Genomic DNA, 21,582 nt, shown 5'->3' on the forward strand with positions numbered 1-21,582 from the left:
AGCACGCTCCTTTTGATTGGGTTTAGGCACTTTAATCATACAAGGTTGTGTGCTTTTTATGTACCCCTAAATCAAAAAAAGTGGGACAATGATCAGATTTTTTCTGACTATTGTCCCACTCTCTTTTTATCTCTTTTATTCTTCCCTCAACAATCCTTTAAACAAGCCGATTGCAAAGTCATTGGCATCAAATGGTTCCAGATCGTTGATGCCTTCGCCCAGCCCGACTAATTTCACCGGCAGGTGCAGTTCGTTACGGATTGCTAAGACGATTCCGCCTTTCGCTGTACCATCCAACTTAGTTAGTACTAAGCCGGTAACATCCGTTGTTTCCTTGAACTGTTTTGCCTGAGCCATAGCATTTTGTCCGGTCGTTGCATCGACAACCAGCAGGACTTCATGTGGTGCATCAGGAAGTTCACGTTGAATCACTCGCTTGATTTTTTCCAGCTCGTTCATCAAGTTCACTTTATTTTGCAAACGTCCGGCAGTATCCACCAGAAGAACATCTGCGCCTTCCGCTTTGGCACGAGCCACTGCATCAAACACTACTGCAGCAGGATCGCCGCCCGCATTCCCACGAACAACTTCTACTCCGGCACGTTCGCCCCAAACAACTAACTGATCGATAGCTCCAGCACGAAAAGTATCCGCTGCTGCCAGCATGACCTTCTTGCCGCTTTCTTTATACTCATGTGCCAGCTTCCCGATACTCGTTGTTTTCCCTACACCGTTTACACCAACGAACAACATAACGGTCAAACCATTTGGCTGGATATTCAGTGCATTGTTTTCATCGATTCCTTCTGCTTCATACAGATTGACCATTTTTTCAATGATTGTATTCTGAACCTCAGCAGTCTTCTTCGCATTACGAAGTTTTACTTCCTGTCTCAGCTCTTCTGTGATCTTGATTGCGGTCTCAAAGCCGACATCTGCACCAATCAACGTTTCTTCCAGCTCTTCGAAAAAGTCTTCATCTACACTACGGAAATTCGCCATCAGCTCATTAAAACGCTGAGAGAATGTCTTTCTGGTCTTTTCCAGACCTTTTTCGTATTTCTTCTGTTTTTCCTTTTCCGGTTCAATCATTGGAACAGTTTCTTCAATAATAGGTTCCGGAGCAACCTCGAGCTCTGGTGCAGATTCAACTTCCGGCTCAACCACTATCTCAGGTTCGCTTTCTTGCTTGTCTTCCTCAACCACTGCAGCAGGTGTTTCTTGTTCAACAGTATCTATAGTACTGTCCTCCGGCTGCTCTGTCGGGACTTCTTCTTGCAGCTGATCCTGTTCCTGCTCAGCTTCTTTATCGGCTGTGAACGCCTTTTTTATTCGATCAAAAAATCCCATCAGTCTACTCCTTCCAGTGGTTTCAATACGTATTCTTTTACTGCTTCAGCCACACCGGACTGATCATTGTTTTTAGTGATCACATCCGCTGCTTTTTTGACCATCTCAACAGCATTTTCCATCGCAACACCGATTCCTGCATATTCGATCATCGGTAAATCATTTTCTTCATCACCGATCGTCATGACCTCTTCTTGCTTGATATCCAAATCTCTTGCTAATAGTGAAATACCATAAGCCTTCGTGATTCCCTTCGGCATGAATTCCAGAAGGTTACTGCGGGTTTTGATCACTTCATAGCGTTCATAAAAATCAGCCGGAATTTTTTTGATTTGTTCATCCAAGTATTCTGTATCGATTGCAACGACTGCCTTATTGTAAATGCGATCTGTCGCCATTTCTTCCAATATTATTGGCTCAAATGTCAGTAAATTATTCAATTGACCATAAATAGATGGATATTCAGCTGATGTGGGCAAATGTAAAACGGTACCCTCTGATAGAATATCCAAGGGAATATTCAGCGATACTGCCAGTTCATAAAGCTCATGAATATGCGCCAAAGGCATCAAAGCTTTTTCTATGATCTCGCCTGTATCATTTTTTTGTACCAAACCGCCGTTGAAAGTGATACTATAGTCGCCTGGTTCATTCAAACCCAGCTCATCCAAATAACCGACAATTGCTGCTAACGGACGACCTGTACAAATCACGATTTTAACACCCTGATCCTTTGCCTGTTTCAAGGTCTTTTTATCTTCTTCGCTGATCTGCTTCTGACTGTTTAATAGTGTACCATCCAAATCGATTGCAACCAATTTTATCATCTTTGCTCCTCCTGTTTTCTATGCACTGGTGGAGATTGCTCCGCCCTCTTTGACATCATCCAAACGAACAGAAACGATCTTAGAAACGCCTGATTCCTGCATCGTCACACCATACAGCACGTCTGCCGCCTCCATCGTTCCCTTACGGTGAGTAACAACAATAAATTGTGTTTCATCTTCAAAATCACTAAGGTAATGCCCAAATCTGGATACATTGGCATCGTCCAACGCAGCCTCGACCTCATCCAAAATACAGAACGGTACCGGACGAACACGAATGATAGAGAACAGTAACGCAATAGCTGTCAAAGCTCTCTCTCCACCAGAAAGCAGGCTTAGATTCTGAAGCTTCTTGCCTGGAGGCTGTGCCTCGATTTCGATCCCTGTATTCAGTAAATCATCTGGATTTGTTAGTACCAGCTCTGCTCGACCGCCGCCGAACATATTTGGAAAGACAACCTTGAACTGCCCTCGGATCGCTTCAAATACTTCACTGAACCGGATTTTGACTTCCTGATCCATTTCCTCCATGGTTTCAAACAACTGATCCTTCGCTTCCAGCAAGTCATCTCGCTGAGTAACCAGAAATTCATGCCGTTCATTCACCTGTTCATACTGCTCGATCGCATTTAGATTGACCGGTCCTAGTCGTTCAATATCACGCTTCAAACGCTTGACCTCGACTTTCGCCGCCTCAGCCTCTATCGTCAGCTGATAATCTGCCCTTGCTTTTTCATAGGTTAAATTGTAGTCTTCCTGCAAATATTGTAAGGCATTGTCCAGTTTGATTTCTGAACGATTTTTTACAACCTCAAGCTGCGTCTGTTGTGTCAATAGCTGCTGTTGGTGCTTATGCTCGTCAGTCAAGCTGCTATCAAGCTGATCCACATGCTGCTGTAAGCCTTGCCGTTTTTCTTTGCCTTGTCGGATTGCTTCCTCCAGTTCCCCGCGCTTCTCAGAAAACTGCGCCAATTGAAGCGCTAGACTTTCTTCGGTAACTTGATGGTCACTGGAATGATCGTTCAATTGCTGCAGCTGCTGCTTCAAACTACTTTCCTTCAATAGTACTTCATCCAGTTGAGACTGCTTGTCCCTCGTCTGACCTTCCAGATGCATCAACTGCTCTCCGATCACTGCCCGTTCCGCCTGAAGCTTGTTCAAGCGTTCCTGCGCATTCGCCTTGTGTGTTTCCATCTGGCTGGCTTCCTGATCGATCTGCTGCATCTCCTGATCCAGTCGCTCTTTCGCCGTAACTAAATCCCTTTGCTGCTGCTCCAGCAGTTTGTGCTTTTCTTGATATTCTTCTAAAAATTGATGCAGTTCACGACTTTCAAATTCAAACAGACGTTTTTCCTTCGTCAATCGATTGACTGCCTCTTCTTTATTGGTTCGTTTATTCTCAAGCTCTTGCTGCCGCAGACGACTTTGCTCGCCTTTTGAACGCAGCTCTTCCAACTCTTCCGTCGTTTCCTTGACCTGCTCAGTCAGCTGGCGTACTTGATTCTCGCTCTCTGTCAGCTGCGCTTCTAACCGCTCCAACTGCTCGGTCAACGTTTGAAGCTCCTGCGTTTGAGAAAAAAGACTGCCTTGATTGCCCTTTTTGTTTGCTCCACCAGTCATTGATCCGCCGGGATTCATCACGTCTCCGTCTAACGAAACTACTCTATACTGATAATTGATCAGCTTCGCCAATCGGTTGGCACTTGATAAGTCTCTTGCCAGAACCGTCACGCCTAAAATGTTCTGTACCACCGGACTGATTTTTTCAGGATACTGGATCAGCTCACTGGCAATCCCCACAAATCCTTCAACAGCTTTTATCTTTTCTCTAACAGCTGTGGATAACTGACGTGGTTTGATTGTTGTCAAAGGTAAGAAGGTTGCCCGACCACTGTGCTGCTGCTTCAAGAAAGTGATTGCCGCACGTCCATCTGCCTCGTTTTCCACAATTACATGCTGTGCCGCTCCACCCAACGCTGTTTCCACAGCCAATGTGAATTCTTTAGGCACCTCAATCAATTCCGCCACTGCACCCACGATACCGTTCAGCTGGTTCTTTTGCTTAAGAACCGCACGAACTCCCTGATAAAACCCAGCATAGTTCTCTTGGATCTCCTGCAGACTCTTTCGTCTTGCTTTGACCTGCTGCACCTGATTCATCGTCTGATACATTTGCTTTTGTTTCACAGACTGTTCTTGCTGCTGCTGATCAAGTCGTTGTTTCGCCGCCGTATAATTTGCCCGCTGCTGCTCCAGCTGAGCTTCTGATGCTTCCAGTTGTTCAGCCAGCTGCTCTTGTTCCTGTTGCGCTGTGGATAACTGTGCTTCCAAATTCTCATGCTTTTCCACAGCCTGTTGGTTCTTCGCTGTTTCCTGCTGATATTGGCGCTCTAGATACTTCAGCTCATTTGCGGTATTTGCCTGTTCCTGCATCACTTCCACATAGTCGCTGCGTAATTCTTCCAATAATTCTTTTGAAGATTTGCTGTATTTTTCCACTTCCAGCTCTGCTTCTTTGATTGCTGTTGATAATTCTGTCTGCTCTTGCTGCTTCTGAGCATTCTTTTCTTTCAGCTGCTGCAGCTCTGTACGATACAGTTGAATCTTCTCTGCCGTCTCCGTCAGACTTTCCTGATATTCCGTTGTGCTCTGCATAGTATGCTTGGATCGCTCAATAAGCACCTGTTTTTGACCTTCCGTCTGCTTTAACGCTTCCGTTATCTTCAATAACTGTGCCTGCTGCTGCTCCAATTGTTCATCTAATTTGTTTCTCTGACTTCTCAACTGCAGCAGTTGGTCCTCTGAATGATGAATTTTCTGACTGATTTCTGCCAGCTGTGTTTCTACAGTCCCCAGCTCCTGAGTCTTTTCCTCCCAGATTGCTTTAGCCTGCTCAATTTCAGATACAGTTAAACTAACATCGATCTCCGTCAGATTTTTCTTAAGAGATAAAAATTCCTTCGCGGCTTCACTTTGAGCAGCCAAAGGCGTCAACTGATCTTCCAATTCATAAATGATATCCTGTACACGATTCAGATTATCTTCTGTTTCAAATAATTTCTGTTCTGCCTTTTTCTTCCTCTGTTTGTACTTAAGAACCCCAGCGGCTTCCTCAAAAATACCACGACGATCCTCAGGCTTACTATTGAAAATCGCCTCGACCTTCCCTTGAGAAATAATCGAGAAGGATTCCTTCCCTAGTCCGGAATCCATGAATAAGTCCTGAATGTCCTTCAAACGACAGCCCTGTTTGTTGATGAAAAAGTCACTTTCCCCAGTTCTTCGGTAGCGCCTTGTCACACTGATTTCTGAAAAATCCAACGGAAGGTAGTGATCCTTATTGTCCAACACCACAGTGACCTCGGCAATATTCAGCGCCTTGCGACCTTCCGAGCCGGCAAAGATAATATCCGGCATCTTTCCGCCCCGCAAGCTTTTTGCGGACTGCTCACCTAAAACCCAGCGAACGGCTTCAGTAATATTACTTTTTCCGCTGCCGTTAGGCCCTACAACAGCCGTTACGCCATTTTCAAATTCTATTACTGTCCGATCCGCAAAGGATTTAAATCCTGCGATCTCAATACGTTTTAAAAACAAGAATAAATACTCCTTCCGATTGTAAAAGCTGAATGAGCTGGCCAGCGAACGAGCGATATAGGAAACTGGTATAGTAATGCTCTCTATCACTATAGACAATTTATCTTATCGTTGATTGAGCTAGCTCACAAATCAAACCATGACTGAATGAATCAAGAGTTGCTCGCACAACTCTTGTCCTTGGTCACCTAAAACTATTGAAATACCTAAAAGAGAACTCAATGTTGTTCTGAGAACTGTTTCAATGCTCGCTCTGCGGCATCTTGCTCCGCCAGTTTTTTTGATTTGCCTTGCCCGGTCCCAATCAAATCATCATTCAAGAAGACTTCAATATAAAAAATCCTATCATGAGCCGGTCCTTCTTCCTTGATCAACCGATATTCGATTGTCACGTCTCCTTGGCGCTGCAGAACCTCCTGCAGTCTTGTTTTGTGATCCATCTCATGTGAAAAAGCACCTGCATCGATTTTGGGAAATATTACTTTTGAGATAAATTCTCTGACAGCCTCTAGCTGTTGATCAAGATATAATGCGCCTAAAAATGCTTCAAATACATCACAAAGCAATGCCGGACGCTCCCGACCACTTGAGTTTTCTTCTCCTTTACCCAAAAGAATATACTGATCAAAATGACACTCTTTAGCAAACTTGGATAAGCTGTCCTCACGAACGATTGCCGCCCGCATCTTTGTCAGCTTTCCTTCTGATAACTCTGGGAAATGACGGTATAGGTATTGAGAGACTAATAACTCCAATACCGCGTCTCCAAGAAACTCCAATCGCTCATTATCAGATAGTTTCATATAGCGATGCTCATTCACATAGGATGAATGTGTAAAAGCCTGTTCCAATAAATTGACATCATGGAAAACAATGCCGTAACGTTCTTTCAGTTCTGTTGTTAACTGATTGTCCATTCTCCACATTCCTTTAAAATTATTTGCAACCTTCTCTATTATACTTTTTTTACAGGAAATTTAAAAGGTTGTCCCCTGATGTTATTAGAAAAGCTGAACAGGCTTGCTCTACTTCCGAGCAATAAAGGAACTTGACTTAATGATGCCCTTTATCATTGAAGGCAAGTTATCTTATTGTCGAAGAAGTTAGTCTGTGAAGCTGGACAATTAGAAAAGCTGAACGAACTTGGGCAGCTGCCGAACAATAAGACGAAACTGACATGCGGTGCCCTTTCCCACAAGGCACGTTTTGACTTATTGTTGAACGGAGCTTGTTCATGAAGCTGAACCTAAGTCGCTTAGCTTATGAGTCATACGCCTGATACCCGCATATAGACAATAGACTCCCACATACAAAAAAGAAGAAGTCAGGACCAGTCCCAACCTCTTCTTTCAATTTTTAAACCTGAATAAATGGCTGAACAATATACGTCCTACTTCCTCAAGACATCTTGTGTCTGATTTGATCCGGATACTCCTGCTCTACCTATTTTTTGTCATGTAATTATAAGTTGTTTACAATATAATCTACAGCGGCACCCACGGTTTCAATCTTCTCTGCATCTTCATCAGAAATCTCAGTTCCAAATTCATCTTCCAACTCTAAAACAAATTCCATCACACTGATTGAATCTGCATTCAGGTCATCTTTAATATTCAGTTGATCAGTTACGTTCTCAGCATCAATATCAAAGTGATTTGAGATAATATTCGCTACTTTCTGTAAAACTTCTTCACGAGTCAACTGTCTTCACCTCCACTGCTTTAAAAAAACATTAATCTTAGAAAGACTTAAGCGCTATGGTACATTTTACTCAGAAAATCGTCGTTTGTCTACTTTTTTTTCAAATTTGTTACAGAGTCGTTGCATTTCATTTGCAATTCTCTCGTCTATTTCTCTTGAATTTTTCACGAAACAAAGAAAAAATAACTGCAAATAGTACAGGATAGCTGTCGTTACTCCAACAGTTCGACTCAATCTGGTCTTTACTCTAGACTGAGCAAATACCTGACTTAGACTTCACGACCTGCTTTCTATTTTCCTTCGTAATATTCCACAAGCTGAGAAACTACATCCGTGATCAGCATCGTACGAATCTGACGAATCGTATAGCGAACTGCTTCAGGACCAGTTGAACCATGTGTTTTGACAACTGGTGCTTTCAAGCCAAACAATACCGCTCCACCATGCTTGGAATAATCCATCTCTGACTTCATTTCTCTAAAGGCGTTTTTGAGCAGCAGACCGCCCATTTTCCCTTTTAGCCCTTCAGCCATGATTGATGTCTTCAGTAGGGACATCATGTTCATCGCTGTACCTTCAATTGATTTCAACACTGCGTTTCCGGTGAAGCCATCTGTCACAACCACATCTGCCGGACCATTCAGCAATTCACGTGCTTCGATGTTTCCGATAAAATTGATTGTTTTATTATCAGACAATAGCTCAAAGGTTTTCTTCGTCAGCTCGCTGCCCTTTGTTTCCTCTGTCCCATTATTCAACAGAGCGACTCTTGGCTTGTTGATGCCGCGAACACGATTCGCATAAAATGATCCCAGTACAGCATACTGAACCAAATGCTCTGGTTTATTATCAGCATTAGCACCCAAATCCAACATATCGAAGCCGCCGTTTTTTTGTCCAATCACAGGTAGAGTAGACATCAACCCTGGGCGTTCCACATTTTTGATCCGTCCGACAATAAACAGGCCGGCTGCCAATAAAGCGCCCGTGTTTCCTGCGGAAAAGATTGCGTCTGCTTCTCCGGATTTGACCGCTTGTGCTGCCAGTACCATCGATGCATCCTTCTTACGACGAATTGCCTTCACAGGCTCGTCGTCACTTGCTATTTTTTCATCTGTATGAATAATTGTAATATTGGTTTCATCTGTAACATATTCTCTGATTGCATCTTCTTTACCATAAAGTAGAAATTCTATGTCCGGAAAATCTTTTTTTGCCAGCATTACGCCCTCAACGATTGCTTTCGGTGCGTTATCTCCGCCCATGGCATCCACGGCGATTCTCATAAATGACTCCTCCTATTTCCTTTTCATCAACATTTAGTATAGCATATTTTTCCCTTAATCGAAGTACTGGTGCTGTTCATTTTCAGGCTGAATTTCTTCCGCCAATCCCTGATAATCCGGTAGGACCCACCACTGCTTTTTCTGCCAAATGGCTGACGCTTCTTCTCTGGCAACCTCCAGCACATTAAAGTCAGTCACAATATCTCCGACAATAAATTCCGGCAAACCAGATTGTCTGGCACCAAAGACCTCTCCGGGACCTCTGAGCTCCAAATCCTTCTCACTTAAAACAAAACCGTTATTCGTTTCCGTCATGATCTTCATCCGTTCGACGCCCATCTCATTCTTCGGATTCGCTACCAAAATACAGTAAGAAGCATCCGAGCCTCGTCCAACACGACCACGAAGTTGATGAAGCTGTGCCAAGCCGAAACGATCAGCATCCATGATCAGCATGATCGTCGCATTCGGCACATTGACGCCGACCTCAATCACTGTTGTAGATACCAGAAGCTGCAGCCGGTTTTCTTTGAACTCTTGCATGATCTCGTCTTTTTCCTGGTTCTTCATTTTCCCATGAAGCAGTCCTACCTGATAGTCCGGCGCAAAAAACGCCGTCATATGTTCGAAGATTTCAGTGGCATTCTTCACATCCAACGCCTCTGATTCCTCAATCAGCGGACAAATAACATACGCCTGATGCCCCGCTGCCAATTCTGTTTTCATCCATTCCAAAACAGTATCGATCTGCGGCGGACGAATCCAGCGTGTTTCTATCGGGATACGACCAGCCGGCATCTCGTCGATGATTGATACATCCATCTCGCCATACGCTGTGATGGCCAAGGTTCTTGGAATTGGAGTCGCTGTCATAAATAGAACATCCGGCTTTTGCCCTTTTTCCCGCAATATCTTCCGCTGATTGACACCGAAACGATGCTGCTCATCGGTAATAACCAGTCCAAGGCGCTTAAATGCCACATCACCTTGTATCAGCGCATGTGTACCAATAATCACATCGATTTCCCCTGATGCAAGCTGTGCCAATATTTCTCGTCGATCCTTTGCACGTGTTGACCCAGTCAAAAGGGCTGTGCGAACTTCCAGAGGGTCGAAGAGCTGCTGCAGACTTTCCATATGCTGCTGTGCTAGGATTTCTGTCGGCACCATCAGCGCCCCTTGAAATCCGGCTGTCATCACTGCATATAATGCAATTGCAGCTACTACTGTCTTACCGCTCCCAACATCCCCTTGAAGCAACCGCTGCATATGATGAGGATTCATCAAATCTCGACAGATTTCATTAGTTACTTTCTTTTGCGCCTGTGTCAGCTCAAAGGGGAGTCTTTTAGTAAATTCCTTCAAGCGTTTCACATCATATTGGATGGCAATGCCGTTTTTCTCGGCTTTTTCCTGTCTCTTCAACCCTTGCATCTTCAGTTGGAACAATAGAAACTCCTCAAATACCATGCGCCTTTTTGCCTGATGGCTTTCCTCAGGATTACGTGGAAAATGCATAGCAAACATTGCTTCCCGTCGATCCATCAGCCGATATTTCTGTATCAGCTCTAGCGGCAGGCTTTCTTCCACCAGCTGTCCGTATTCATCAAAGCCTGTTCGTATCAGCTGTACCAAACTACTCTGTCGCACACGCTTGTTCACATGGTAAATTGGCGCAAACTCTTCGCCGTCATTTTTCGCCGCAAGGATTTTCATCCCATTCAAGGCTTTTCGTTTCGCATCCCACTTCCCATAAATAGCGATTTCCTCTGAAAGAATGATCTTATCCTTTAGATAAGGCTGATTGAAAAAAGAAACATTGATCACTGCATGATCCTGCATGATGCGAAAGTTCAGCCGACTTTTCTTATAGCCGTACCTGCTGAGAACAGCCTCAGAAACAACTGTACCTTTCAGCGTGACCTTCTCCTGATCCTGTATTTCTTCGATCACTTTTTCCTGTATATCTTCATAGCGAAAAGGGTAATAAGTCAGCAGGTCCTTCACTGTATGTATGCCCAATTCACTAAATGCTTCTGCACGCTTTGGCCCGACACCAGAGAGTACGTGTAACGGATCTGTCAGTTTCATCAATGTGCCTCCTCTCATTTCTCTTCCTATTCTAGCGGAACCATCCATCACAACTAAATACGCAAAATCCGACGGAACATTCTCTCGATTTTTTTCTAAGCAACGCTATAGAAAAGAGTCTGCACCAATATTCCTGTCAGAATACTGTTCAGACTCTTACTTCTATAACTGAATGAGCTTGGACAGGCAGAACCTGTCACAGACTCTTTGTCTCGCATCCAGCAGCTTATAGTCAGCTATGATCTGCTTCGAAAAGCAAAGAATATCTATTCAGCAGAAAACAGGTATGGATAGACCGGCTGATTGCCTTCATGAATCTCTGTTTCCAAATCTTCATGTTCCGCAGTTAATGCTTCTGCCAATTTTTCAGCTTCAGACAGCTGTCCGTCTTCGCCGACGATGATCGTTACGATTTCTGTATCTTCGTCCACCATGCGATTCAAGGTGTCCAGAGAAGCCTGAAACATGTCAGGTTCAGAAATAACGATTTTTCCATCGACCATTCCCAGATAGTCATCCTTTTTGATTTCTACATTATCAATCGTTGTATCACGCACAGCAGTTGTTACCTGTCCGCTGATCACGCTTTCCAACATTGTTGTCATACTATCCTTATTTTCTTCCAGAGTTTGCTGATCGTTAAAGGCCAACATTGCTGTCATCCCTTGAGAGATTGTCTTCGACGGTACAACTACTACTGGTAATTCCGCAACTTCCGCAGCCTGATCCGCAGCCATAAAGATATTTTTATTATTCGGAAGAATGATTACTTTATCTGCATTCACTTCTTTGATTGCTTTTAAAATATCTTCAGTACTTGGGTTCATTGTCTGTCCGCCGCTGATGATATAGCTTGCTCCCAGACTTCTGAATAGCTCCTGAACACCTTTACCTGCAGCAATTGCAATCACTGCATATGGAACACGTTCTTTCTTAACAGGTGCCGGTGTTTGTTGGTCATGCTCAAGAATCGTTTCATGCTGCAAACGCATGTTATCAACCTTGATTTTTACCAATGAACCGAATTTCTGCCCATAGTTCATTACTTCACCGGGATGCTCAGTATGCACGTGTACTTTGATGATCTCGTCATCATTAACAACCAGCAAGGAATCACCTAAGCCATCCAGATAGTTTCTAAATGTTTCATAGTCGAAGTTGCTGTCCACAGTAGGACCCTCTCCGATTTGAACCATGATTTCTGTACAGTAGCCAAAATGAATATCTTCTGTCGCCATTTGACCTTGAACACTGCGATGATGCTCTGCGTTCACCATTTCATCCATTTCAGCTGGTGATGGCTCATAGATTTCATCTGGATTGTAGTTGCCGGATAGAACATCCAAAAATCCTTCATAAATGAATAATAGCCCCTGACCACCACTATCAACAACACCGACTTCTTTTAATACCGGTAATAGATCCGGTGTTTTCGCAAGAGCACGTTTCGCTCCCTTGACCACAGCTTCCATTACTTCGACACAGTCATCGGTTTCTTTTGCTTTGCGTTCACCGGTACGAGCCGCTTCACGGGAAACAGTTAAAATTGTTCCCTCAACTGGCTTCATTACCGCTTTATAAGCAGTTTCCACACCATGTGTGAAAGCCGCTGCCAAATCCTTGGCATTCAATGTTGTCACATCTGGAATCTGTTTTGAGAATCCTCTGAACAATTGAGATAAGATAACACCTGAATTTCCTCTGGCACCCATCAATAAACCTTTTGATAATGCTGTAGCAAGCTCTCCTACTTTTTCAGAAGTAGAATCTGCAACTGCCTTCGCACCGCTGGTCATTGATAGATTCATATTAGTTCCTGTATCGCCATCCGGTACAGGGAAAACGTTTAATGAGTTGACATATTCTGCATTCACGTGCAGACGTGACGCACCTGCCTGTACCATTTCCTGGAACTGACTTGCGCTGATTTCTGTTACATTCACCTAAAATATCCTCCTTTAGATCACTGCTAGTCCATTCAGAGCCCTGCTCCTTTTCTAACAGCAGGCTGCTCTAGTCAGGCAGCACACGAACACCCTGTACAAATACATTGACAGAGTTTGCAGTAACGCCCAATAATGTTTCAAGATTGTACATGACTTTTTCCTGTACATTTCGAGAAACTTCAGAAATTTTTGTACCGTAGCTGACAATTGTATAGACATCCACAGCCACACCGTTTTCCTCTTGGCGTACGACAACACCTTTTGAGTAATTCTCTCTACGTAAAATCTCATTCAGATTATCTTTAATTTGATTTTTACTAGCCATTCCGACGATTCCGTAAATATCCGTAGCGGCACCGCCGACTACAGTGGCAATAACTTCATTGGTAATCTCAATGGTACCTGCTGAGGTTTTGATTTTTACAGCCATTGATGAAAGCCTCCTTAAAGAGCATACTTGCCCTATTTTCTTCCTTAACATTCTAACATAGCTGAGGATTAATGAAAAGAAAGGAAATCAAAGAAGGCGATAGATTAAGAGAAACTTTTACTATTATTCGACACTTGCTTCCCGCTGTCCCATTATTTTCAAGAGCTGAATAAATTTCTGTAAACGCCGAAAATCTTCTTGCCAAATCCCATCAAATATGATAAATTAGTCTGGTATGAGCTGAAAATTATCGCTCCAAGATCAAAGCAAAGGAGGAAATAAACAATGGCAAAAGTATGTTATTTCACAGGTCGTAAAACAAGTAGCGGAAACAACCGTTCTCACGCTATGAACGCAACAAAACGTACTGTTAAACCAAATCTACAAAAAGTTCGTGTTTTAATAGATGGTAAACCTAAAAAAGTTTGGGTGTCAACTCGTGCTTTGAAATCTGGTAAGATCGAGCGTGTTTAATAGACAATAATCCAAAACCTGTTCCCTTAGAGGAAGCAGGTTTTTTTCTTTGCACAAAAACAGCCTGTATAGTTCAGCACTTCTCTGTATTTTACGAAAAGTACGCTGTTCACTATATAGGCTGTTCCCAGTTATGATGCTGGGGTATTCGTGATTGTCCAATTGATGGTTGTTTTATAGATTTGATTCGGCTTGGCTGTTCCACCATTCACTTTGAGGCTTACTGCTTCCGGGTCCCAGACCTTTGTCGAAATCAGTTTTCCGGCATCAGAAGCACTCTGTGCGGCAAAAATAATCTTTTCTGTTGTAGTAAGATCGACAGCGCCCGTCTTCAAACTTCCGTCAACGACTGGTGTTGCACCAGTATGCGTGTTGTACATCTTCCCTTCCGGCAATGTGATATACCCGCCGATCAGGGTAGAAGTATCAGAAGAAAATTCAGCAGTCATTTTCGCTGTCAGCGACCAGCCGTCGACAGTCATTCGATCATCTGAAACCTGCACCCACTGTTTATTCAGCTCCGCATCATCAGTATTTTTAGGCTTTTTTGCTTGATATACCTGATCTTTGACCGCAGCTTTCGCTGTACCGAAGCTGAAGACTTCCGGGATGTAGTCCAAGCGAAGCAGTCCTGTATTTCCTGTACCATTATTCTCCGCACCATTTGGCGGTTCGCTTCCTTCTGCCGGATTTTCCGGATCAACAGGTTTGGTGGGGCCTTCGTCAACGATCCTTACTGAAATCATTACCTCAAGATCCTGTGATAGTTCAGGAACAGCTGATTTAGGCACCTGCAGCTTCACCTGATAAACACCGTTCGTTGCTGCTGATGTCAGCCCTCCCAGATTAGCTACAATGATTTTATTGGTCAAATCAATCAATTGTCCCTGATCAAGCCGCTGTGCGGTGGGGCCACTCCGTAATAGCACATAACTCTTTAACTGGGCTTCAGTCAAATGCTCAATCTCCGATGTATATAGTACGATATCCTCTCCGTTAATTGCTTCATTCGCTGCATGAACTTTCAAATCAGCGGTGACTTCGCGAACATTCTGTGCATCATCTTTAAGAAGAATCACAACTGAATAGTCACCTGCCGTGTTCATATAGCCAGCAACTAGACCGGGGTCTTGATAGTCGTAGGTAAACCCTGTATTCGCTGGGTTCGTATCCTGGGGATTGGTGACAAATAAAGCTGCTGTCGGAACGACTTCATTGACCGCTGCATGGACGAGCACGCCTGTTCCAATTGGAGCAGTTTCGTCCACTACAGTTTGTTCTACTTCCACATCTTTTCCGTTCAAAAAGGCGTACACCTTTAACCGGCTTGCCGCAGTAAAGTAGCTACCAGCTGGCAAGGTAAAGCTAAAGCGTCCATCCAACCCAGCTTGTATAGTGAAATTGTCGGTCAATTTTGGATCTGTTTCATCTGGATTGGTCACCGGACTCTGGACACTGTTCAATTGTGGATCGATCGCCGGATCATCAGTTGTAAGATAAGGTGTATCTGATAGCCGAATATAGGCGCCCGGTGAAGCTGTACCGCTGACTGTCCTTGAACCGGCAGCACTTCGATCATCTGTGGCTGTTGAATCCAGTGTCAATTCCACATCGGGAATGTATTCGAAGAGAACACGCTGAACATTCCTAGTTGTAAATTTAGATTTAAAATCAGTTACAGTATTTTGAGTCAACGATGAGACCTCATTGACTGTAGGAGTGACAGTATTGTATTTGACTTTTAGTTTAAATATCGGCGTCCAGCTTTCTGTTGGTACGTCTGTCATATTATCTCTCGCCCACATTTTGACCGATTGCACATCAATATCCAACAAGCCTAATGTCCCTGCCATATAGATCAGCCCGTTAGCAGTTCCTGTCGCAATCTGCTTCGTTTTTTGTAAATTTACTTTTTGGGCATCTTCAAATTGAAAGATCGATCGTTGGTCAGTAAAATAAATAAGGTGATTTGTCAGGCTGGTACTGTCACTGACTACATTAAAACTGCCTTTTTTATGAACAATAAAGGTTGAAACCCCGTAACCATAAATAATCGAAGAACCGGAGCTGCCCATTCCCTCACATTGAATATCCAGACTGCCTCCGGGATTCACAATCAATTCTGCTCCATTGAGGTAAACAATCGCTACCGCTCCTGTATGCCCTGCAGAATTGATATTCAGCTGGGCATGGTCGCCAACCTCAACTTTAGAAGAGTTTGTCGCTAAGTAAAGGCTGGCTTCATTTGACCGTCCAGTTTGAGAGTTCAGATTTAAAATCGCGTTTTCTCTAAGCTCTACATTTCCGGAAACAATATATAGAATATCACCTATCGCTTCCCCTACAGCAGCATTGGGCGGCGCATTCAGCGTCATGACTGCCCCTTCTTCAAGTATCAATGAACCATTGTTCATAAGGTAAACATTTCCAGAATTCAAGGTTGTACCTGTGAAGGTCGCACCTGACCGAAGTGTCAAATTACTGATATGCAAATTACATTGATAAATATCATTGATGGCCCAATTTGTTCGAAGACCGCTAGTATAAGGTGATTCCTGAAGGGTTACTACCTCTCCCTCCATGAATACTTGTCCATACACAGAATGAAGCATCTGATTTCCAGTATCAGCCAAATCCTTGTAGGTTAGGATGGAATTCACTTCATAGGCATCGGCCAACCATTCATAGGTCATAAAGCCATACCAGTTTCCATGATAAGTAGTCAGATTCTCCCAAGTTAAATCCCAATGTGAACTCGTATTCACCGAGGCATCATAAAATCGAATCGTGAGGGCGCCAAAATCAATAACAGGTTTTTTCCCATCAATATTTTTCCCTTCAATGACGACAGGTCGAGAAGTTTTCGAGGCGATAAAGCTAAAATAATAAACGCCGCCGCTGACATTCGAACCTTCTCCTAATGCAATGTCGGCAAACGAGCTGAGAAGAGGATTATCTGGAACTGCGAAGCTTTGTACAATATTTATTTTTGACACAGAGACATTGGCTAAAGCCAGAATCAAGCCTTCCCAGTCACTGACATCTACAACACTGTCAAGCGCAAGATTCGAGACATCTGCCGATTCGCCGGCAGATGCTGCGAAGTCCGTTTGCCTTTTTTCATCTTCCACTACCTGCGCTGTCGCCTCACCCGTCTTCTCTCTTTTGTCTGTACTTCCCATCGTGTACTGCCCTGTAGGGATTTGAGGAGTCATCACCCGAACCGCCGTAGAGATCGCTTCAGTGTTATCCTGCAGCTTTTTCCCACTCAAAAAGATATCTGCTGGTTCCTCAGCCATAACCTTCAATTGAAAAACAGCGTTTATATCCACTGCCTCAAAATGAAAACGCACCTGTCTCTTTGCTGCATCGTAATCAACTTTTCCTGTAGACTGCTCCTCATCATAAGTAATAAAGGTAACATCTTCAGGTAAATCAAGAACATATTCTGCCTTGCCGCCTCCAGCTTCTTGTTTTTCAGAAGAGATATCTGAAAGGGTGAGCCAAACCAAACGATCCTCTGTTAGCTCTATGCTGGAAGTTCCATCTGCTGTTGTTAGAACAAATCCCTTAGAAGCTTCTTCTGCCTGTGCCTGCATCAGTTGAAAAGGCTGCAGCGACAAAAGCATCAGCAAGCTCAAAACAATTGTGAAAATTCGATTCAATCGATTTTTCATTCAGCTTCACCTCCTGCTCTCGCTGTTTTTTGGTATCTCCTGATAGCCCAGAAAAGGAACACGGACGAAAGAACATTCACTATGCCTAAAATACTCAGGCTTGTGTTAATGGTTTCACCGGTTTTCAGGAAACTGCCGGACGATTTTTCTTCCGGCGGTGCAACCGTCCCACTCCCCTGTGGTCCTTTTTCACCTGGCTCAGGCTTTGGCGCATCCCCCCAGCCGTCAAATGTAATCGTCGTACGACTGTTGGGACTTGCTTCAGCATTCAGTTCGTTGATTGGAGCGAAAAAGCTGATACAGACCATAGATAGAAGGAGAAGAAACTTGATACTTCGTTTCATAACATGTACCCTCCTACATTTTAGTGTCATTCTGTATCTTGAAAATTAATTACTTTTAAGATGTTGATTTTTTCCGTCTCTTTGCTTTTTTCTTTGTTTGTTCCTGCTGTTGTTTAAGCCTTCTTCGTTTGATCAGGACATAACCGAGTAATAGGGATAAAATGAAAAATACAGCTATAGCTGCTATAAACAGCCAAAGATAATTATTTCCTGCTTCGGGATCGTTGATAGCCTCCTTATTATGTTTTCGTGCTTCATCTGCTGTGACGGTGAAATCTTCTGTCCATTCCCAGACTTGAGTGTCCCATTTGGCATCCTCGGTCATTGCCTTGAGCTTCATCGTGTAATCTCCGGCCTTCATTGTCTCCTGTCCTAAAAACACTGGGAAAGCAAACTGCGAATTCGGTGCCATGATTAGCCCCTCACCAGTATTCTCGTAAAGCACCTCATAGCTGCCCTTCTTAAAAACCTGAGCAGCAAAAGTCAGTTCAGATACGATGGCAGGTTGATCATTTTGCAGCTGGGCAAAATATGCTTTTTTATAGTTGCTCAATCCCTTTGTAATTCCAGTCAGATTCAGATTTGGTGCAGGGATTTCTTGATTGACCGTTAACTTGACAGCCAAAGCATAACTATATTTATTGTTTATCTGAATCCCGCTACCGTCTTCCTGCTCTTGCACCTGCCCCTCTTTTTCGAAATACCACGAACCCAGAATGGCACCGTCTTCAATCGTCTCCGGTACCTCAATGATCGTTTTGACCGTTCTCTCTTCATTAGCCGGGATTTCCACTTTGATATCAGAGGCTTGGATATCTGCAATCTCGTTGAATTTATACTGCAGCGAACGATCGTATTCTTCCGCCTGAGAGGTGTAGGAGATCTCACCGTTTTCATTCGTATAAGCTGTAAAAAGCTCTGATTTCACAGTAATCGTTTCAGAAGAAGTATTGATGATCCTCGCCTCTATCTCTCTCTTATCCCCCGGCTGGACAGCCAGATCGTAAAAAGAGCTGGCTGGATCGACTTCTCCCTCCGGACTGATTTTCTGAACGCTATACGCAATTTCCTGCTGGCCGGACTCTTCTCCGTATCCCTTGATTCCTGAAAAAAGAACGACCAATGCCATGCAAAGCATAAGTATAAAAAGCACTGTATTTTTCTTCATATTCAATCCCTGCTCCTATTTATCTTGATGTTGTTGCAGCAAGCGTCCAGTTGATTGTCGCTGTATAGCCTCCCGCTTTAGCTGTCATAGCCGGCACCTTCAATTGAATCGCTGATCCTGCCCAATACTTTGTCGAGGATAGCTTCCCAACCGCGGCGCTATTACTCGCCGTAGAAAACACCGTATAAGATGTATCAGCAATCATTTCGACTGGACTAGTCACTAATCCATCTGGATCACCGCCCTCTGTCAATTCGTTTTTGACTGTGCCGGATGGGAGAATCAATGTTGAGCCCGTCAAGCGTGCTGTATCTCCCTGCGTATGAAATTCATCTCGCTCCACAGTTAGTGTCCAGCCATTCTTGTCTGTCCGCTTGTCTGTTACCTGCAGATATTGCAGGTTTGTCGTTGCTTCAGCTTGATAAATCTGCTCCTTTACAGCTACCTTGGCCTGTCCAAAATCAAAAGCTGTCGGTACAACATCAAGGGATAATGGTCCAGCATTTCCTGTTGCCTGATTGTCTGTATCTCCCGCTGGACCTGCTTTCGAAGGATCAGTCGGATCTTTAGGAGATGTTTGGTCCCGATCCTCTGTAAAAGAAATATCGCTAGCTGTTCTGTCCACTGCCGCTGCATCACTGGGCAGCAAGAAAACAACACTCGCTGAGACAAGAATGGTACAGCTGATAATGAGCTTTCTCATTTCAACCACTCCAATCCTATGAATGTACAACAGCTGTTAATGTCCATGTCAGGGTATTTGTATAATCTCCGGTCTTTGCAGTATTTGCCGGAATCATCAATTCCACCTGATCAGGCGTCCAAACACTCGTTGACTGGCCTTTCCCTACAGACGGATCTGCATCATCTTTTGTCGTTGCAAATACTGTTTTATCAGCATTTGTAATGTCTACAGCTGTCGTTGTCAGTCTGGCATCAACGTCTGTTGCCGGTGTATTCAAGCTATTACGAGCTGTTCCAGCCGGTATTGAAATGGTTGCCCCTGTCAACGTATGAGACAGATTTTTCAAATAGTCGTCCTGTTTGACAGACAGTGCCCAGCCATATGTGCCGCTATCACGGTTATCACTGACTTGAACGTATTGACGGACATGGTCCACAGCTTGCTTCTGCCCAGCATACGTATGTGCTGCAGAATACATTTTTTGTGTACCGAATTCAAAGCTTGTTGGAACAACATCCAGAGACAGCGGCCCAGCAACATCTTGACCTGGGTTATACGGATCTTCTGGTACCAACTCTTTACTCGGATCTTCCGGATCTACAGGCTTCGTTTTCTCATCATTCTCTTCCAACTCGATATGTCCCGTCGTTTCATCTACTGCTGAAGCCGCTAACGGACTCATCACACCAAGAGCCATACAGCCAATAATTGAAGCGAATAAAATTAGACTACTTTTTTTCATCCTATTTTCCTCCTTGGTTGCGGTTGCTCCCCCTCACAATTACCGATTCACCTCCAATATAAATGTTGTGGCAGCTAAGAAAACAACCTGTCAATTATGATTGCTGCTATAAAAACTCTCTGAATATAGAGAATTTTTTTCTAATAATAAGAAAAACTTCAACACTGCTCCTCTCAATAAACAAGTGAAGATGACTTTATTTAGATTCAACAATCCTTCAATTCCTTTATCTATGCTCGTTCAGGGTCCCTGTTCACTTTTATTGCCAAACAGGCCAAAACCCACTTTTTATTATTTTTTTCGTATAATAAAATTGAAATGAACAGAGTAGATTTCATAGATTACTCATATTTATATTATAATAATCAGAAATAAAAAAAATATATTTTCGCAATCTTACCATTTTCATTCGCAATTTTTACTTTGTACATACTCAAACTCAAGCTAAAAGAAAATATTTTAGAGGAGGAAACTATGGTAACCATCTATCTTTTCAACCAAGATGTCGTTTTTTTAAAGCATGCTCAAACAATTGTGACGAACCTTGACGAAAATCGCTTTGTTGTAAAATCGTTTATAGATTATCAATTACTGCTTGAGTCAATTGACAGCACTCACAATGCCTATTTTATAGACATAAAATTCACTGATTCCGTTTCATCAATCATTTCCAAAGCCAAGCAGCTAAGAGAAATAGATCCTTCCGGAAAAATCGTTTACTTTGTCCCAAATGAAGAATTTGCCTTATCCTTGCTAAATGCCTACGTAGAGCCCTTTTCTTATTTCTGTAAAAACCAGCAAATCTCCCATGAACTATTTGAAAACTACTTAGTGGAAACCATCGAAACAATCTTTGCTGCCATCAAGAGAAGTCATGAGAAAGATTATCTCCACTTTCAAGACGGGCAGCTGAAAAAACGAGTCGAGCGCTCCAAGGTCATGTACGTGGAAAATTTTTCCAGAGAAAAGAAGATCAAGGTTGTTACAACAGAGGAATCCTTTTTTATCAACACCTATCTTGGAGCAGTCAGAGAGCAGTTTGACAAAGATACATTCTTTTTAGATGCTCAATCCCTGATCATCAACTTGACCCTATTGCATGAAATTCAGTCCAGTACCTCATACGTAAAATTCAGTAATAACACCGTGCTCTCTTTATCCCCATATTTACTGAAAAAACTAAAAAAAGCAGCTCATATTCTTGACGAGGCGCTGTGAAGTGATGCAAAAAGAAAGACCGCCAAAGCCAGATAAACAATCTGGT

16 protein-coding genes are annotated in these 21,582 nt (G+C 43.3%); 2 read left to right on the forward strand and 14 right to left on the reverse strand.

What is annotated here, in order from left to right; genetic code table 11:
• Nucleotides 1-135: 135 nt before the first annotated feature.
• The 9 genes from ftsY to I6N96_RS11910 form a co-directional block, all read right to left on the reverse strand.
• On the reverse strand, nucleotides 136-1,350 hold the full coding sequence (ftsY, locus tag I6N96_RS11870; RefSeq protein WP_209557763.1) for a signal recognition particle-docking protein FtsY: 1,215 nt from the start codon (nucleotides 1,348-1,350) through the stop codon (nucleotides 136-138).
• Nucleotides 1,350-2,177, reverse strand: coding sequence for a Cof-type HAD-IIB family hydrolase (locus I6N96_RS11875; RefSeq protein WP_209557764.1), 828 nt, complete (start codon nucleotides 2,175-2,177; stop codon nucleotides 1,350-1,352). Before I6N96_RS11875 ends, ftsY begins: the two co-directional genes overlap by 1 nt.
• Before the next feature lie 18 nt (nucleotides 2,178-2,195).
• The gene (gene smc / locus I6N96_RS11880) at nucleotides 2,196-5,774 is read right to left on the reverse strand and encodes a chromosome segregation protein SMC (RefSeq protein WP_209557765.1); all 3,579 of its coding nucleotides are present in this window, start codon (nucleotides 5,772-5,774) and stop codon (nucleotides 2,196-2,198) included.
• A 218-nt stretch (nucleotides 5,775-5,992) separates the two neighbouring features.
• On the reverse strand, nucleotides 5,993-6,691 hold the full coding sequence (rnc, locus tag I6N96_RS11885; protein WP_209557766.1) for a ribonuclease III: 699 nt from the start codon (nucleotides 6,689-6,691) through the stop codon (nucleotides 5,993-5,995).
• Nucleotides 6,692-7,235: 544 nt separating this feature from the next.
• Entirely contained in the window at nucleotides 7,236-7,475 is a 240-nt protein-coding gene (acpP, locus tag I6N96_RS11890) for an acyl carrier protein (RefSeq protein WP_086348583.1), read from the reverse strand.
• Between the two features lie 290 nt (nucleotides 7,476-7,765).
• The gene (gene plsX / locus I6N96_RS11895; protein WP_209557767.1) at nucleotides 7,766-8,761 is read right to left on the reverse strand and encodes a phosphate acyltransferase PlsX; all 996 of its coding nucleotides are present in this window, start codon (nucleotides 8,759-8,761) and stop codon (nucleotides 7,766-7,768) included.
• Between the two features lie 54 nt (nucleotides 8,762-8,815).
• Nucleotides 8,816-10,855 carry an ATP-dependent DNA helicase RecG gene (gene recG / locus I6N96_RS11900; protein ID WP_209557768.1) on the reverse strand — a complete coding sequence of 680 codons (2,040 nt, stop codon included), beginning with the start codon at nucleotides 10,853-10,855 and terminating at the stop codon, nucleotides 8,816-8,818.
• 263 nt (nucleotides 10,856-11,118) lie between these two features.
• On the reverse strand, nucleotides 11,119-12,795 hold the full coding sequence (locus tag I6N96_RS11905) for a DAK2 domain-containing protein (RefSeq protein WP_209557769.1): 1,677 nt from the start codon (nucleotides 12,793-12,795) through the stop codon (nucleotides 11,119-11,121).
• 70 nt (nucleotides 12,796-12,865) lie between these two features.
• Nucleotides 12,866-13,228, reverse strand: coding sequence for an Asp23/Gls24 family envelope stress response protein (locus I6N96_RS11910; protein ID WP_086348579.1), 363 nt, complete (start codon nucleotides 13,226-13,228; stop codon nucleotides 12,866-12,868).
• A gap of 285 nt (nucleotides 13,229-13,513) precedes the next feature.
• Between I6N96_RS11910 and rpmB the strand changes: the two genes are divergently transcribed.
• On the forward strand, nucleotides 13,514-13,702 hold the full coding sequence (rpmB, locus tag I6N96_RS11915) for a 50S ribosomal protein L28 (RefSeq protein WP_010761898.1): 189 nt from the start codon (nucleotides 13,514-13,516) through the stop codon (nucleotides 13,700-13,702).
• A 131-nt stretch (nucleotides 13,703-13,833) separates the two neighbouring features.
• Here rpmB and I6N96_RS11920 read toward each other — a convergent pair whose 3' ends face one another.
• Genes I6N96_RS11920 through I6N96_RS11940 form a run of 5 tightly spaced genes read right to left on the reverse strand, consistent with a single transcriptional unit; the run spans nucleotide 13,834 to nucleotide 20,318 of the window.
• The gene (locus I6N96_RS11920; protein WP_209557770.1) at nucleotides 13,834-17,379 is read right to left on the reverse strand and encodes a WxL domain-containing protein; all 3,546 of its coding nucleotides are present in this window, start codon (nucleotides 17,377-17,379) and stop codon (nucleotides 13,834-13,836) included.
• Nucleotides 17,376-17,723, reverse strand: a complete 348-nt coding sequence (locus I6N96_RS11925) for an EF2685/EF0750 family sortase-dependent surface protein (protein ID WP_209557771.1) — start codon at nucleotides 17,721-17,723, stop codon at nucleotides 17,376-17,378. The genes I6N96_RS11920 and I6N96_RS11925 overlap by 4 nt, the downstream gene beginning before the upstream one ends.
• 55 nt (nucleotides 17,724-17,778) lie before the next feature.
• Nucleotides 17,779-18,891 (reverse strand): WxLIP family cell surface protein, encoded by a 1,113-nt coding sequence (locus I6N96_RS11930; protein ID WP_209557772.1) that lies wholly within the window; start codon nucleotides 18,889-18,891, stop codon nucleotides 17,779-17,781.
• A 19-nt stretch (nucleotides 18,892-18,910) separates the two neighbouring features.
• Complete coding sequence (locus I6N96_RS11935; RefSeq protein ID WP_209557773.1) at nucleotides 18,911-19,594, reverse strand: WxL domain-containing protein; 684 nt, start codon at nucleotides 19,592-19,594, stop codon at nucleotides 18,911-18,913.
• 16 nt (nucleotides 19,595-19,610) lie between these two features.
• Nucleotides 19,611-20,318 carry a WxL domain-containing protein gene (locus I6N96_RS11940; protein ID WP_209557774.1) on the reverse strand — a complete coding sequence of 236 codons (708 nt, stop codon included), beginning with the start codon at nucleotides 20,316-20,318 and terminating at the stop codon, nucleotides 19,611-19,613.
• A 474-nt stretch (nucleotides 20,319-20,792) separates the two neighbouring features.
• On the opposite strand from I6N96_RS11940, the gene I6N96_RS11945 reads away from it, so the two are divergent.
• Nucleotides 20,793-21,536 carry a LytTR family transcriptional regulator DNA-binding domain-containing protein gene (locus I6N96_RS11945; protein ID WP_209557775.1) on the forward strand — a complete coding sequence of 248 codons (744 nt, stop codon included), beginning with the start codon at nucleotides 20,793-20,795 and terminating at the stop codon, nucleotides 21,534-21,536.
• Nucleotides 21,537-21,582: the final 46 nt, after the last annotated feature.

The sequence above is a fragment of the Enterococcus larvae genome (assembly GCF_017830045.1).
Classification (GTDB): Bacteria; Bacillota; Bacilli; order Lactobacillales; family Enterococcaceae; genus Enterococcus_L; species Enterococcus_L larvae.

Excerpts from the sequence above, each read along its gene's own strand:
- ftsY (WP_209557763.1), bottom strand. The coding sequence starts at position 1,350 with ATGGGATTTTTTGATCGAATAAAAAAGGCGTTCACAGCCGATAAAGAA.
- I6N96_RS11875 (WP_209557764.1), bottom strand. The coding sequence starts at position 2,177 with ATGATAAAATTGGTTGCAATCGATTTGGATGGTACACTATTAAACAGT.
- rnc (WP_209557766.1), bottom strand. The coding sequence starts at position 6,691 with ATGGACAATCAGTTAACAACAGAACTGAAAGAACGTTACGGCATTGTT.
- plsX (WP_209557767.1), bottom strand. The coding sequence starts at position 8,761 with ATGAGAATCGCCGTGGATGCCATGGGCGGAGATAACGCACCGAAAGCA.
- I6N96_RS11910 (WP_086348579.1), bottom strand. The coding sequence starts at position 13,228 with ATGGCTGTAAAAATCAAAACCTCAGCAGGTACCATTGAGATTACCAAT.
- rpmB (WP_010761898.1), top strand. The coding sequence starts at position 13,514 with ATGGCAAAAGTATGTTATTTCACAGGTCGTAAAACAAGTAGCGGAAAC.
- I6N96_RS11920 (WP_209557770.1), bottom strand. The coding sequence starts at position 17,379 with ATGAAAAATCGATTGAATCGAATTTTCACAATTGTTTTGAGCTTGCTG.
- I6N96_RS11925 (WP_209557771.1), bottom strand. The coding sequence starts at position 17,723 with ATGAAACGAAGTATCAAGTTTCTTCTCCTTCTATCTATGGTCTGTATC.
- I6N96_RS11930 (WP_209557772.1), bottom strand. The coding sequence starts at position 18,891 with ATGAAGAAAAATACAGTGCTTTTTATACTTATGCTTTGCATGGCATTG.
- I6N96_RS11935 (WP_209557773.1), bottom strand. The coding sequence starts at position 19,594 with ATGAGAAAGCTCATTATCAGCTGTACCATTCTTGTCTCAGCGAGTGTT.
- I6N96_RS11940 (WP_209557774.1), bottom strand. The coding sequence starts at position 20,318 with ATGAAAAAAAGTAGTCTAATTTTATTCGCTTCAATTATTGGCTGTATG.
- I6N96_RS11945 (WP_209557775.1), top strand. The coding sequence starts at position 20,793 with ATGGTAACCATCTATCTTTTCAACCAAGATGTCGTTTTTTTAAAGCAT.